The following is a 15,271-nucleotide window of genomic DNA, read 5'->3' as shown; positions in this document are numbered from 1 at the left end:
CTTTTTCACTCCAGTTCTTCATTTACTCTTACCTATGAAAGTATAAGTGTCTTTAACAAAAGAAAAAATAACGCACTTTAATGTGGTATAGCCACCTTTTAGTGCCTATCGAGGAGGAGTATAAAGTGAGCAGTCAAAACACTGGAATTAATATTTTCATGAATACTTTGGGCGGAAAGTGGAAATGCTTAATTCTGTTTCTTCTTAGCCAGAAAAAGATGAGAACAAAAGAATTTTATCTATCCATACCGACCATTACACAAAAAGTATTAACGGAACAATTAAAGCAATTGGAAAAGGACGGAATTGTACAGAGAGAAGTGTTTAGGGAAGTCCCGCCACGCGTTGAGTATCGTTTAACTGAATTAGGAGAATCTTTTATCCCTGTGCTGAATGTGATGTGTGATTGGGGAAACACGTATGCCGTTACTAGAGGATTAGAGTTGAATGGAAAAATCTGTAGTCATCATAAGGAGAAAGAAAGCATTCAATTGGCAAGTATTATTCCAAATAGCATGGAGTAACCGAGTGTTGTATTACCTCAAAGTGACTTAGGTACTTCAAAGTGCGTACTTCTCAAATGTCATTTCCGGATGCAGACTAGGAATGCACACAGAATCCTAGAGGAGTTGAAGCACTTTGAACAATCAACCTATAGAAAACCGGAAAGTTGCGTTAGTTGTCGGCGCAAATGGAGTGATTGGAAGCAACTTGATTAATCATCTAGTCACGCTTGAGGACTGGGACGTTATCGGCATTTCACGAAGGGGGGGAGAAAATACAGAAAAGGTTCGCTATGTAGCGGTTGATCTACTGGATGCAGCCAATACACGTGACAAGCTGCAGGACTATACGGAAGTGACCCATATATTCTATGCCGCTTTCCAGGATCGACCGACTTGGGCGGAGCTTGTTGAACCGAACTTGTCTATGCTGGTGAATGTGGTAGAAGCCATGGAAAGCATCGCTCCACAATTAACACATGTCTCCCTGATGCAAGGATATAAGGTGTACGGTGCGCACCTTGGCCCCTTCAAGACACCTGCCCGGGAAACGGATGCGAATCATATGCCGCCGGAATTCAACATTGATCAGCAGGACTTTTTGGAGCAACACCAGAAAGGCAAAACCTGGACCTGGTCTGCACTCCGTCCTTCGGTCGTTTGCGGTTTTGCATTAGGAAATCCTATGAACTTGGCAATGGTGATTGGAATCTATGCGTCTATTTCCAAAGAATTAGGTCTTCCTTTGCGCTTCCCTGGGAAACCCGGTGCTTATTCCAGCCTTCTTGAAATGACGGATGCCGGTCTACTGGCAAAAGCGACTGTTTGGGCAGCAACTAGTGAGCAATGCGAAAATCAAGCCTTCAATATTACCAACGGGGATTTGTTCCGATGGGAAGAGCTTTGGCCGAAAATCGCTGACTATTTCGGCTTGGGAACAGCGCCGCCATTGCCTATGTCGCTTGATGTCGTCATGAGCGATAAAGAGGAGCTTTGGAACGCTATGGTGAAGAAGCATGGATTGGAAGAGCTTCCCTACTCTGATGTGTCTTCTTGGAAATTTGGTGACTTTGTATTCGCGTGGGACTATGATTTCTTTGCGGACAGCTCCAAAGCTCGCAGACTGGGTTTTCATGAATACGTAGATACCGAGAAAATGTTTTATACAATTTTTGATGATTTTAAAGAACGGAAGATTCTTCCCTACTAATCATTTAAAGAGAAGATGCTGAATCAATACTCAGCTCTTCTCTTTTCTTCGATCAGGGGATAATCAAGCACTTTTGCATTTTCTCCATAAGTCTTTGAAATATGGTCGTCACCCCAACGGCACATTAAATGCAGAATTTCCTTAAGTGTCCACCCATAGTCGGTTAGTTCATACTCAACTTTTGGCGGCACTTGATTGTAGGCAATCCGCAAGATGACTCCTGCCTCCTCTAATTCCCTCAATTGTTCTGTTAATACTTTTTGCGTTATCTGAGGCAGCATTCGCTTGAATTCATTGTTCCTCTTCTTGCCAAAGGTTAAATAAAATAAGATAACCGGCTTCCACTTGCCACCGATCACTTCCAACGTGGCTTCTACCGAAGTGTTATAGACCTTTGTCGTATTTGCCTCTTTTTTATTCATTCTCAACCGCCTTTCAAGCTTATCTATTGCTCAAATTTTAGCATAAATCAAAATAATATTTCTGATACTTGGAAAGTTCTAATATATTCTTTTGTATTTATTTTTAAAGCGTTCGTAAAAATACATTTTTACAGACAAAGGGGAGAAAAGATGTGTTCGTTCATTAGCTTCTCGCCCTTTCAATTCACACAGCTTCTGATAATTCCGGATATGTAAACTAATCATATTTTATTTTCTAATCTCTTATTTTTCTATGTGATTCATGTCCTTTATGAAGTTATGGATTCGATACTGAAAGCAAATGAAAAATAGTAAGGTATCTGTAACTAACAACCCTTAAGTTCTCGACTGTTTTTCAAATAACCGAAACATGACTAGGTATACAATGCCACTCAGCATTACCAAGATTCCAAGGATTGTGAAGGTCCAAGAAAATCCGAACCAGGCAGTCATTGGAATTGCCACTGGCGCAATCATCCGTCCAATTGTATAACGGATACTAGCTGCAGCAAAATACTGCCCGCGCATATCTTCCGGTGCCAACTTAGAAATGAAACTTTGTTGTATGCCGACAACCATTATTTCCGCTAAAGTAAAGATGCCCATTGCTGCGACAAATACCCAGAAAAAAGAAGTTAAAGGAAACAGCAGCATAATTACTCCGTACAACATGGACGAAGTAAAGAACACCCATTTCTCCGGATATCTTTTCATCCAGCGTGCAACAAACACGGTAAACAAGGCAACCAACAAGCCATTCTCAGCCAGCAAAAGGCCGTATGAAGTTTCACCTGTCACTTCCCATACATTGCCAAAAAATGCAGCAATAGTTTGGCTGTCGATTGTTTCCTTAAGATAGATTGGAAATAATAAATTAATCTGCAATAATGCTAGTGAACCTAAAACACCAGCAATTATAAACAATAAAAAGACACGGTCTTTAAAAATGATGCCGTATTCCTTAAATTGCTTTAAAACTGCTCCCACCCAGCCTGTTGCTTCGGCAGTAGCCCATTTATCGACCATTTTTTGAGATAACGTTTCGTCTGTAAACAGACGAAGAACCAAACTAAGCAATAAGGAAATTACCGCTACGACCAGCAATAATTCAAAACGGAAGGAGAAGAATAGAACTGCTCCAATCAGCGGACCCACTACTACAGCAATATTCAGGTTCGTATAGAAAATAGCAAAAACATCGCTTCTGTATTCTTCCGGAACCACGTCTGCAATCATCGCTTGACTCGCCGGTTTATACAGTGAACTGCCCATCCCCGCCAGTGTAAAGGCGAAAAATCCAAGTTCTGGGGATTGAAACCACGGAGAATTAGCCAGTGCAAACAAGAGGAATGCAAACCCCTGTCCTATTGAGGCAATGATCAGCATACGCCTTCTACCATATCGGTCGGCCAAATAGCCTCCCACCAAATTGGCTGCTACGGAAAATACCTGCGAAATGACAAGCAGCAACCCCGCCATTCCTTTTCCGAATTCTTCGGCAAAATAGATGGCCAGGAAAGGAAAAACCATCCAATAGCTTGTATTCATAAAGAACTCGCCTACCAGGCGCACTTTCAAACTTCTGTTCCAGTCTTTGATTTTCATCGTCTTTTCCTCATTCTCTCTAATCTGTTGTACCCTATTGCATTCAAATTTCTGTTTAATTAGTTCAAGATATTGAACATATTTGATTCAGCTAAACTTCTGTAATTAAGATTTATTTATTCGCACCTTCTTTTAGGGTACGAACAAACCATAGTTGGAAGAATAAAGATACAGTTTACCGCACAAAAAAGGAGAAAAGAGGTTCTGCTTACAGACTCTTCTCTTCCTTATTTCTATACGTATCTTCTGACTGGTTAGGTCCAATATAATATACTATTCGTTGTTTGCCCGATAACTTGGAGTCACATATACTGTCCAAAGTTGGATACTAGAATTGCAGTATTGCCTTTTGACTGTTCGAACAATGAAGTTTAATAAAGATTCATGATACTTCTCAGCATTACTAAGGTTTTTCCTCACCAACTAGCCGGATTATCTATCCTACACCGCATAGTTTCTACATCAGAAAAACCAAATTTTCTGTAAAGATGGTGAGAATCTTTTGTAGACAGACCAAGTGTCCGTACCTGATTATCAGGGTGCTCCATTATGCATTGCAACAACCATGTGCCTATTCCTTCACCTCGATAATCTGGATTAATAATAACATCACAGATCCACGAAAATGTAATATTGTCTGTTATCACTCTTGCAAAACCAATCTGTTGCTTTCCTTCAAAAACAGCAAAACAAATAGCATTATCCATACTTTTTACGATGATTTCTTTTGAGCGATCTTGTGCCCAATAACAAGTTGATAAAAGTTGAAAAATTACATCTGTATCCATTTTAAGTTTGTTATCACTTACCGTATATCCTTCTCTGTACCACTCCATTAATAACCCTCCTGTTTATGAACAATCATGATATAGTGAAAGTATAAAGGATTTTTACTTTTTATAAATTTCTTTTTTTGTAATCTGTATAGGTACAGAACTGGAGGGTTCGCAATAATGGATACTAAGTACAGCCAAATAATGAACGAGATAAAAGAGGAAATTACGAACGGTACACTAAGAGCCGGAACCAAAATTCCTTCAATTAGGTACTTATCAGAGAAATACGCTTGCAGTAAAAATACAATAATTAAAGCTTATAACGAATTAGAAAAACAACATTACATCTATTCCATTCCAAAGAGTGGATTTTTTGTGGTAAATGATGTTACTCCGTCACAAGATATCCCCACTACTCAACGAGTTGATTTTCATTCTGCAGGACCAGATAAAGAAGCGATGCCTTATGAAGATTTTCAGCATTGCGTAAATCAAGCAATAGATTTATATAAGGGAGAACTTTTTTCTTATTCCCACCAACAAGGCTTTCTTTCATTACGAAAGCAACTTGTAAAACACTTGCAAGACAGGCAAGTATTTACTACGCCAGAAAGATTATTTGTCTTATCGGGATCGCAACAAGCAATCCATTTACTTGTACCTCTTCCTTTCCCTAATGGAAAATCGAATATTTTAATCGAACAACCTACTTACTTTGGTATCGTAGAATCCATTCGATTACATAATGTAAAAGCATTTGGTATTGAGCTCACTATGAAAGGTATAAATTTGGAACGACTAGAATACATATTCCGTCATAACGATATTAAATTTTTTTACGTAGTACCGAGATTTCAAAATCCCCTTGGCCATAGTTACTCTAATGAAGAAAAAAGGAAAATAGTTGAATTAGCTATAAAGTACGACGTATATATTGTGGAAGATGATATATTAGGCGACCTAGATACGAATTTCAAATCCGACCCTATATTTACCTATGAACCAACTGGAAGAGTGATATACATAAAAAGCTTCTCAAAAATTATGCTTCCTGGTTTGAGAATCGGAGTAACCGTGTTACCTGAATTGTTAATAAACAACTTTCTTCGTCATAAGTTTAGCAGTGATTTGTTTAGTGCAACGATCTCTCAAGGTGCGCTAGAACTTTATCTGAAAAATGGCATGTTTAACGGTCACATAGAAAGAATTAGAAAATTATATAGCACAAAAATGGAAAAGGTGCAGCTTGCATGTGAATTATATCTTTCGCCACAAAGCTATAATTACACTAAGCCTGATACGGGCTTCTATTTATGCATTTATTTGCCAAAAGAAGTGCAAGCCAATCGATTAGTGGTTGCATTGCAGCAAGAAAATGTCTTTGTCGATGATGCAACTCGAATGTATTTGCCAGAATTTCAGAAAGAGAATTTGATCAGACTCTGCATTTCACAAGTAGATGAAGCACAAATAGTTTTTGGTATAAAGACGATTGCAAAATATATCAATTTGCTAAAGAATCAAGAAGTAAGATTGGTTGAAAAACCTAATCATTTATTTTTATAATTTGTAGCTCATTATATTGAGGCGAATATTTAGAAATAAGAATATAATAAGTGAGTCCACACTAGTTAACCTGAACGTTTTGAACTGAACAGTACCTTATTGATTAAATTTTAATGAACCAATAAATAACTACCGGTAGTTATATCCCTATCAGAGATAAAATAATAGTAATTATAACTTTATTTTATACAGAATCTAAAGAACCAATAGCCTGAAATTAAGGTTACTGGTTTTTTAGATTTTTGATAGTCTTTTTAATACACATATAAATCTAAGAACTTTCATTTCTAAAAATACATATTCTTACAGCAATATAAAATCACTCGATTCAGTTTAAATTTAAGCGTTCGTAAAAGTACACTTTTACGAACGCTTTAAAAAGGGCCAAAAATGGCCAAAAAGAGCGTTCGTAAACGTGTCAAACGACTTTACGAACGTTCGCAAAATTACATACACTTTTACGAACGCTTTTTAGGTATAATGAGAGGAAAAGAATCATTTATAGAGGTGAATTATGGAACATCGCAAATTTGGTTACATACGCGTCAGCAGCAAAGATCAAAATGAAGGTCGGCAATTGGATGCCATGAGAAAAATGGGAATCAATGAACGAGACATTTATCTGGATAAGCAAAGCGGCAAGAATTTCGAGCGCGCAAACTATCAATTATTGAAACGGGTTATCCGAAAAGGAGACATTTTGTATATCCACTCCTTGGATCGGTTTGGCCGGAACAAAGAAGAGATTCTCCAGGAATGGAATGATCTCATCAAAAATATTGAAGCCGATATCGTGGTGCTGGACATGCCGTTACTCGATACGACGCAATATAAAGACAGTATGGGGACCTTTATTGCGGATTTGGTTTTGCAGATTCTATCCTGGATGGCTGAAGAGGAACGGGAACGCATCCGGAAACGGCAGCGTGAAGGAATCGACCTAGCATTGCAAAATGGCGTTCAGTTTGGCAGGACCCCTGTTTTTGTTTCAGAGGAATTTAAAGTGGTTTATAGAAAATGGAAAGCTAAAGAACTAACAGCAGTGGAAGCCATGCAGGAAGCTGGAGTAAAAAAGACCAGTTTTTATAAATTAGTAAAAGCGCTCGAAGAAGAAACAGTTAAGACTATATAATAGAAGAAACTCAAACCGAAGAACATGTATCTTCAGATTGAGTTTCTTTAATTTAAATGTTTTTCCTATTAATCGCGCATTATTTTTTCGACATTAAATGACAATCATTCAAATAATAATTTGTTTTATATCTCGTCCTATCTCCGTTGCATATTCTGACCCAGAAACATCTATTGCTGCACTAAGCTAAGTTAAGTTATCTTAATTTCATCAGTAGCACAAAGTATATTATCCATTATTATCCTAGTACTGGCATCTTTTCTATTTTATCTGCTTTATAAAATGTAAAACTGCCTTCTTCTACTAACTTATCTATAACCGTTTTTTTACATAGCCATCTTCCCATTAACGGCTGTCTAAAGTAATTTTCCTGAATAGTTTCTCTAAAAGGACTAACAAACCTTTCGAAATACATAATTTCATTATCTTTATTATCTAACCATACTAACGGATTTTCTTTAGAAGGATGAAGGTTCAAAGCCTCTTTTAAGAAAAGTGATGGATATACTAGAGTATTTCCGTAAATAAACACTGATGTTCCTACTATCTCATTAGTTAGACAAACTCCATTCTCATCAAGATATTCCTCACTTATTATAAATATATCTTCATCTTCTTCTAATAAGTTTGACGCGATAATACCCGGGTTCACTGAACTGCTAATATCCAAATCTTTTACTAATACATCATCTTGTATTAATTTAGAGCTTTCGGTGTATACTATCCCATCTTTAGAGCCAATAGGATACCAAATTCCTCCCCCTATTATATACATGTTTTCAGGCACATCTTTTTCTAATAATGTTTTTAAATAGGGTTTACATTTTAACAAAGACTTTTCTTCAAAATGAGATTTAAGCTCTTCTTCTATATGCCATTCTTTTTCAAAACTTACTTTAGGTACATTGGTGAATATCCAAGCATCATCTGTTTGTAATAAAAACTGCGCTTTTAAAGCCAGAGGAATGTCATCCCATCTATTCTTTTTCTCTTCTCCATACAAAACTTGCATTTCTAAATCCGCATATGACCTCGGATACAGCATCGAATCCCCTGGTCTTGAGGTATTCTTCAAGGTTTCATCTTTTTTAATTAACTTCTCATTCTGAATATAATAGGCAAGATCATCCTGAGTCTCCATAGTTAAACGCTCCATGAGTCTCAAGAAATTTTTCGTTACAGAAGTTATTTTTGATTTATCAAATATTGGTGGGTAGTGTTTTGACAAGTTATATTCTATTTCTTTAGCCGAATATTCAATTTGTCTTTCCTTTTTGGTTGTTAAAAAATATTCGTATGTCTTTATAATTGTAAACAATTGAAATTTTTTATCTAACTCATTGGTTATTTCATATTCTTTTAAAATATGAGGAAAAATTGTATTGAAGTTTTGAGTATTTTCGCGAGCCCATCTTTCAGACAGTTTAATCAAATATTCCTTCTGATCAATATTGTAAAATTCCCATGAATCCGATATAAAATTAAACATCTCAGGGTACTTTTTGACAAATATCATTAGCCCTTGTAGAGATACTTCAATTCTGTGTATGTTTCTAGTAGAAATCTGTTCCATTAACACATTAAAAATGAACTCTTGAATATTCTTCGGACTAATCAAATTACTCCTCGATGGACTAACCTCAAATTCAAATTTCAGATGACCATTTCCTGTTATCCATCCATAGTGACCATTTAATTCTTCATCGAACATAGTTTTTACGAAATCTAAAGAATGTGAATTTCCTACGTATTGTAGTATAAATTCCATATTTGAGCTAAAAGTATAATAATTATCAAGTTGATTAATGTTTTTTGAATTATATTCAGCTAATTCCCACAAAAAGTCTATTTCTAATACATTTAAAATTTTTTCAATAACTTTTTCGCATCCTGAATTATTCCAAGAATAGTCCTCTAACCTTTTTAATACAATTTGACTAAATTCTTTTGCAATATCATTTGAAATTTCATTTCGATTATCTATAATATCCCATGCAATATTCACTGAGGTCCATCTCATTATCAAATTCTGTTCGTACTTTAAAAATTCAACTATTTCTCTTGTATCAATTTCACTTAAGACTATTTGCAATTCAGTTTCTTCTGATTTTCTTTTGAGAGTAAATTCATTTTGTTGTGACTCTGAATATTCATTAGATCTCTTATGAATTGCAATCTTAGCATGCTCTGGAGTTAGTGTTACTAAAAGACTTTCAATTTCTATGTTTCCTATCTCTTTGCCTTTTTCTACACATTTATTGTAGATATTCTTTAATCCTTCTCTATCGTCTTTATGATACCAAGATAATACACCACAGCTAAATATCCACATAGATACAATTTCTTCTATATCTTTGGCAATTTCTATCAAAACAAATAACTGACTATACAGTATATCTAATGAGAAACGGAACTCCTCGTCTTGCTCCCTTAATAACCAAACGTCTGGAATACCACTATTTATTGCAGCAGTACCAATTTCTCTTTGAATCTCACTCGATGCTCTATTGCTACCTTTTATACTTACCAATGTTGATAATTTATAAAGGTCTAAACCTCTAGTTTTCCATTCACCTGGTTCTTGCTTACCTATAGTTTTAAAGTGATTTAGTAGCGGCCACAATGCATATTCCTTGTGATCTACATAGCTAACAACATCCCATTTCATTTTTTCGTCAATTTCATCCATGAGTTCCGGTATTGTTAGCTTTCCATATTTTTTAAAAATTTCATGGGTTTCTTCGTAGTTACTTTCTAAAAAAAGCTTTTTTCCATTTTCTCCATATAATTCAATCAAATACTTGTTTAATATATTCTCTTTCTGATTTTTTACTAAAAAATCTAAAATATGCGTTTTATAATGCATCCCTAATTGACTTCTTTCAAATAAATGAATTTCTAACAACTCAGATATAAATTCATTATCAACTTGCTTAAGAAGATCATTTTGATTTAATGATAGAAATAGAAGAACTTTAAATCCCTCATGAAAATTATAGGTTCTTACTCCGGCAGTTTTGTAAGTAAACAAATCCTTATAAGTACTAGGCAACCCATATGAAGTCTTACCATCTACTAATCCATTGTTTAGCTCTCCTATGGTTCTTCCAATTACGAATCCATTTTTCACCAAACTTTTTAAGTATAGAAAATCTTTGTCTTGTCTTTCAATTTTATTTATAAATCCATTAACTACATTCAAACCGATCAGAAAATCTTTGTTAGTATATTGAAATCCAATAATGATTGAAAAAAGTATAGCTCGTAGACTAGTTTCACTTGTTATGTAAGTAATCTTTTCTATTTTGTCTAGTTCAATATCTGAAATTTTTTTCTTTTCATAAATTAAACAAACATTTGCTAATAACGTGTCATTTGAAATTTCTCTCTCAATAGTTATTTTTTCTAATATATCGTAATATTTATCAATTTGCTTCTTATATAAAATCTCCAGCACATTTTTTTCAATACAACTATACGACACCCCGCCGTTATGGACTACTTCAAGAGCTTTTTCTGATTTATTTTCTTTTAGAAGATACTCAAAATAAGTATCATTAAATATCAATATTGCGCGAATAACTTCATCCGAATATTCCGAATCACCTACTACTACAAATTGCTCTCCAAATATAGCTGCTAGTCTTCCCCATTTTTTTAGTATTTCATCAGTCATATTCTGGTCATGAATAGTATTGCCTTCCTTAGAAATTATTGTATTAATAAATGAACATGGAGATAAGTCTTTCATCCACAGCATATAAGTAGAACGAGCTCGTAGAATCGATATAGAATCTCCATAAGACAGTAAGTCCAAGCAAAAATTTATCATATCTAAATAAATTCCTATATTGATTGTAGTCAATTCTTCTACTCTTAATTCGAACTTGTTCAGCATTTTCGCATATGTTTTGTCCTGGGTTTTATATTCTTTTTCATAATATTCATAATAACGATGATGTTGATGCAATGTATTTATTGCAAAATAAACACTATGATATTGTTTCCAATCTTTTGATTCAAGAGCAGCTTGGTAAGCTAATTTTGCATAATCCTGTAGATTTCTTAAAGATATTCCATGCGCTAAGGAACTTAATATATAGCTTCCATTAAAAAATTTTGATATTAGATCTTTTTTATCGGCACTTATCAATAGTGGTATTAAGTTAGTTAGACTCTCTAAGTTATACTCATTTTCCATATAATAATTAGCTAATTGAAAAGCTATACTCTTATATTTAGCACTTTCGCTATTGTTTGCAATTAGAAAAACTCTAAAATCATTATGAAACAGCGTATATTCATTTTCATTAGGAATTTTTTGAACTAGTGGATAAAGTAATTCCAATACCTCATCCCAATCTTCTTTCATTAGATTTATTTTCACTGCCTTACTTAGCATTTCAGTATTTAATCTTCCATTTAATAAAATAATCACACTTGCAATAACCTTATCTGGGAAAGAAATACCTAAACCTTTTTGGTTCAAATATTCTGAAACATATCTCCATATATGACTATAGTAATTTGTTATATCTGCACTCACATATTTACTATCTAAAATCCTCTTAAGGTCTTCAATATTTTTACATTGTTTAGCTTCTTCAACTGAAAAGACCACTGATAAATTATTTCCACTTGTTTTTTCGAAAATAAATTCAACTAATACTTCTATATCTATATCAATCACTTGCTGACTAAGTAGTTCTCTAATATCTTTTTTTAAAAGGGAAGGCATTTGCAAATGTTCCACGTATTCAGTATGAGTTTTTATCCAAAGAGGATATTGTTCATAAAATTGCGCAGGCTGTCCAACAATTACAAAAACCACACCTTCCGGAATTTCTTCAGGACTAAATAAACTTCCTAAAAACGTAATTTCATTGTTAGCTCTAGCAGCATGATCAATTCCATCTATACAAACAATCGTTTTTTGTCCCGTTTTCTTATTAAGTATCTTTGCTAAACGGAGAACTTCATTTCGCATTTGTTCAACTGTGCATAAAGCATTAGTTATAGGTATTCCATATTTATTTAATTCTCCCCTGAACTTCCTTCTTAACTGTATTAACAAATCATTCCACAATGATTCTTGTTTACATAGACCTGTATCTGAATTGTAAAATCTTTGGATAGGCGAAATAGGTTTGAAAGTATGATATCTAGCAGAAAAAAAATCATAGTTTAACTGCAGATAACTTATAAGACTGGTTTTCCCACTCCCTGGCTCACCTGAAATCCATATTACTTTTTGATTTTTCTCTTTAATATCGATTATTAAGTCCTCAGCAAACTTTTGACGGCTTTCAAAAAAAGGCATTGGATAGGGCAATTCATGTTCGCCATGCTCTTTGTCATTATTTATTGATAAGGCATCGAACACATCTTCAATTTCTACTTTAGCTGATTTCCCTCTTCTAGTTGTGGTCCAAATTCTTAAACTTGAACAAAGCTTATCAAATAAACCTTTTGCGACGATTTGATTACATTTAAAAGTATCTTGCAAAGATTGAATCATACTATCTTCTAGATTTTCCAGAGAACCTTCATTAGCTCTGATTTGAATAGCCTTTAGAAAATCAATTACTATAGAATCATTCCCAATCGCTCCTTTTAATTCCTGCCACTGATTCATTAAATCTTTGTCTTCTATTAAACTTTCAATACTTTCAACAGAAGTTGATTTTTTAATATAGCTTTGTATCTTTTCTACAAACTGGTCTAAAGGTAAAGCTTTATAATTTTCACCTTCGAAATCTCTTGTTGTTTTGTTCTTTCCTAAATTCCTATTAGTATATAAAATCGGAGTTATTACCTTTTCGTCTCTTTTTTTAGCTTCTTCCCACCCTAAAGCTAATGCTCTAATCAGACTCATTTTTTTACTGCCGCTGGCTCTTGTTGTTGTTTCAATTAACTTTGAAAAAGTTAGATTACCTTTTCCGCTATCACCAACTTCATGTTTTACTTGGTAACATATTTCTTTCTTATCTCCGTAACCTACTACAACATCATCTATAGTAATATGTACATCAGATTGAAATACTACATAAGTTATTTCGTTATCTGGATTAATCATTCTTATCAATTGTTCTAAACCTACATACCACTCATACCAGTAAGGATCTCCGCCACCCGGTGTCGTCATTGTATTCCTCCTACTACTCTGTCATTTTGAATTACTTTTCCACTTCATCCAACAAAGTCAAACTTTGATGTATATTATATTTTTTAACCTTTTAAAATGGTTTTTCTTATTAATATGGTCTTATTAATTATTCTTTTTTTTAAAAAAAGCTTTCTATTACCAAGTAGAAATTTTGAAATGTAAAGTGTTAAAAAGAATCTACTTGGTTTTCTAGCTATTTTCGGTACTCATACTTTCTTTTATATAGTTATAGATTAAAGATAGCCGCCCTTTATTGTATTCATTGAATTGCTCAAAATCTCTTATTCCCCTACCTCTTTCTTTGAATTTAGAATGCCAAGTTTTATCTGTTGTAACTAATACTGATTGTTGAATTTCATTAAATTGGTCTGCTGTTATATCGACAATCCAACCTTGATATTCTAACCAACCATGTGATAGACCTTTACTGTTAATACCCCACACATATTCAGCATAAATATTATGTTCTGTTAAATACTTAGCTAGCAAATCTGATGTATCTCCACAACAGCCCTGTGGAAACCTCTCAAAAAATAAGGATTGAGGGAATTTTTCAATGCCCATTTGTTCAATCGAAGATCTAAATTGATAACTCAAATCAAAAAGTTTTTGTTTCATAACAGCTCCTACTTTCTTTTTCAATTATCGATTCCCTCTACTTCTTAGTCTATAAAACGGAGCTCGTCCAACATTATATAACTTGAATCTTTTTCCATTATATTAATTATATAGTATATCTTCTATTTATTATATTTAGGGAGATGAAAGCATGACCGAGAAATTTATAGAGAATTATTATGTAGATTCTCATATTAAGTTGAACAGCTAGAAAATAAAATACACAACAGGGGAGAAAGTCTGAGAAAATTGAGATCTTACTGCATTAATACTACTTCAGTAGAACCTGAAAATAAAAATGGGATTTTATCAGTTAAGCTAAAGAACAAAAAATTTAATATTCTTCGAGAACTAACCTTACCCGAGCAATTTCTCTACGCAAAGGTTTAAATAAATTAGTAGAGAAAGTGTTATATCTTTTATCACACAATTTTAAATGCAATTTAAACTTCTAGACTTTTAAAACATAAATCATTTTCTTTGCTAGTTTAGATTCTTAAGTTTAGACAATCCTCTATTATTATAACCAATTGATATATTTATGGAAAACACTCGTAAAAGAATATTGTAATCTAATGGCATGTTAATTTAACCAATTTAACTGCTGCTGACATTGCCCTCTTTTTCTTCCTTTATACATAAAAAAAGACACGAGAATAAATCTCTCATATCTTCAATCGCACCCTTTCATTAATAAATCCACACTATCTTTTATCGTCCTCGACATCAGGAATAACAAAGTATAATACTTCGAAAAGTTTGTCACTAATAATTGGCTTGATTGCTAAATCAAGTTCTTTTTTACTTTTATAAATAATTTTATACTTATAGTCGTATAGCATGGCTATTTGTAAACGCTAATCTAGAGAGAACAATTTATCACAATTAGGACAGAGCAGGTTTCCACAAATAAGATTGACCAATTTCCTCACAAATATGACACTTTTATTAGGCTACGGCTAGTTTATTGAAAGTGAGGAAATTGGAGTGAACAGATTCATATCTAACTTATTTATTACTGCCTCTAATAACTCCACTGAATAAGAGTTCTAAACTTCACCGTGCTTTGCATCACATGCAGCTTCTCTACTTTTAAATGGAGACGTTGTCAAGATCACTATAAAATAATTAAAATCAAAGTAACTACAACACAAAACTCTATTTATTTCACATCCTTCTCCTAGCCTTTTTGTATTTTTTCTTTCAAGTTGGTTCCAGACTATAGCTGAATTCGATCAGTGTATCGAAGGCCAATAGAAAATTTCATCATTAA

9 protein-coding genes are annotated in these 15,271 nt (G+C 33.9%); 4 read left to right on the top strand and 5 right to left on the bottom strand.

The genetic code is table 11. From position 1 onward, the window contains the following. Nucleotides 1-125: 125 nt before the first annotated feature. A complete protein-coding gene (locus IRE19_RS05790) occupies nt 126-524 on the top strand; it encodes a winged helix-turn-helix transcriptional regulator (RefSeq protein WP_135503698.1) in 399 nt (132 codons plus the stop codon). A 115-nt stretch (nt 525-639) separates the two neighbouring features. Next, complete coding sequence (locus IRE19_RS05785) at nt 640-1,713, top strand: SDR family oxidoreductase (RefSeq protein ID WP_135503697.1); 1,074 nt, start codon at nt 640-642, stop codon at nt 1,711-1,713. 23 nt (nt 1,714-1,736) lie between these two features. On the opposite strand, the gene IRE19_RS05780 is transcribed toward IRE19_RS05785, so the two are convergent. From IRE19_RS05780 to IRE19_RS05770, 3 genes are all read right to left on the bottom strand, one after another. After that, nucleotides 1,737-2,135, bottom strand: coding sequence for a winged helix-turn-helix transcriptional regulator (locus tag IRE19_RS05780; RefSeq protein WP_135503695.1), 399 nt, complete (start codon nt 2,133-2,135; stop codon nt 1,737-1,739). 336 nt (nt 2,136-2,471) lie between these two features. Beyond that, nucleotides 2,472-3,740, bottom strand: coding sequence for an MDR family MFS transporter (locus IRE19_RS05775; protein WP_175580302.1), 1,269 nt, complete (start codon nt 3,738-3,740; stop codon nt 2,472-2,474). A 416-nt stretch (nt 3,741-4,156) separates the two neighbouring features. After that, nucleotides 4,157-4,576, bottom strand: coding sequence for a GNAT family N-acetyltransferase (locus tag IRE19_RS05770; RefSeq protein WP_135503693.1), 420 nt, complete (start codon nt 4,574-4,576; stop codon nt 4,157-4,159). Nucleotides 4,577-4,693: 117 nt separating this feature from the next. On the opposite strand from IRE19_RS05770, the gene IRE19_RS05765 reads away from it, so the two are divergent. Next, on the top strand, nt 4,694-6,082 hold the full coding sequence (locus IRE19_RS05765) for an aminotransferase-like domain-containing protein (RefSeq protein ID WP_135503691.1): 1,389 nt from the start codon (nt 4,694-4,696) through the stop codon (nt 6,080-6,082). Between the two features lie 514 nt (nt 6,083-6,596). Next, nucleotides 6,597-7,214, top strand: a complete 618-nt coding sequence (locus IRE19_RS05760; protein ID WP_203339611.1) for a recombinase family protein — start codon at nt 6,597-6,599, stop codon at nt 7,212-7,214. Between the two features lie 238 nt (nt 7,215-7,452). On the opposite strand, the gene IRE19_RS05755 is transcribed toward IRE19_RS05760, so the two are convergent. Further along, nucleotides 7,453-13,359, bottom strand: coding sequence for an ATP-binding protein (locus IRE19_RS05755; RefSeq protein WP_203339610.1), 5,907 nt, complete (start codon nt 13,357-13,359; stop codon nt 7,453-7,455). 210 nt (nt 13,360-13,569) lie between these two features. Further along, nucleotides 13,570-14,022: a hypothetical protein gene (locus IRE19_RS05750; RefSeq protein WP_203339609.1), complete on the bottom strand. Its 453-nt coding sequence runs from the start codon at nt 14,020-14,022 to the stop codon at nt 13,570-13,572. Between the last annotated feature and the right edge of the window lie 1,249 nt (nt 14,023-15,271).

Origin of the sequence: Planococcus beijingensis, from assembly GCF_016820615.1 — a bacterium.
Lineage (GTDB): Bacteria > Bacillota > Bacilli > Bacillales_A > Planococcaceae > Planococcus > Planococcus notacanthi.
The sequence above is the reverse complement of the archived record's forward strand: the minus strand, read 5'-3'. Positions and strand labels throughout refer to the sequence as shown.

What these genes read in the sequence shown, in the direction of transcription:
- IRE19_RS05775 (WP_175580302.1), bottom strand. Translation starts at nt 3,740, where the DNA reads ATGAAAATCAAAGACTGGAACAGAAGTTTGAAAGTGCGCCTGGTAGGC.
- IRE19_RS05770 (WP_135503693.1), bottom strand. Translation starts at nt 4,576, where the DNA reads ATGGAGTGGTACAGAGAAGGATATACGGTAAGTGATAACAAACTTAAA.
- IRE19_RS05765 (WP_135503691.1), top strand. Translation starts at nt 4,694, where the DNA reads ATGGATACTAAGTACAGCCAAATAATGAACGAGATAAAAGAGGAAATT.
- IRE19_RS05760 (WP_203339611.1), top strand. Translation starts at nt 6,597, where the DNA reads ATGGAACATCGCAAATTTGGTTACATACGCGTCAGCAGCAAAGATCAA.
- IRE19_RS05755 (WP_203339610.1), bottom strand. Translation starts at nt 13,359, where the DNA reads ATGACGACACCGGGTGGCGGAGATCCTTACTGGTATGAGTGGTATGTA.
- IRE19_RS05780 (WP_135503695.1), bottom strand. Translation starts at nt 2,135, where the DNA reads ATGAATAAAAAAGAGGCAAATACGACAAAGGTCTATAACACTTCGGTA.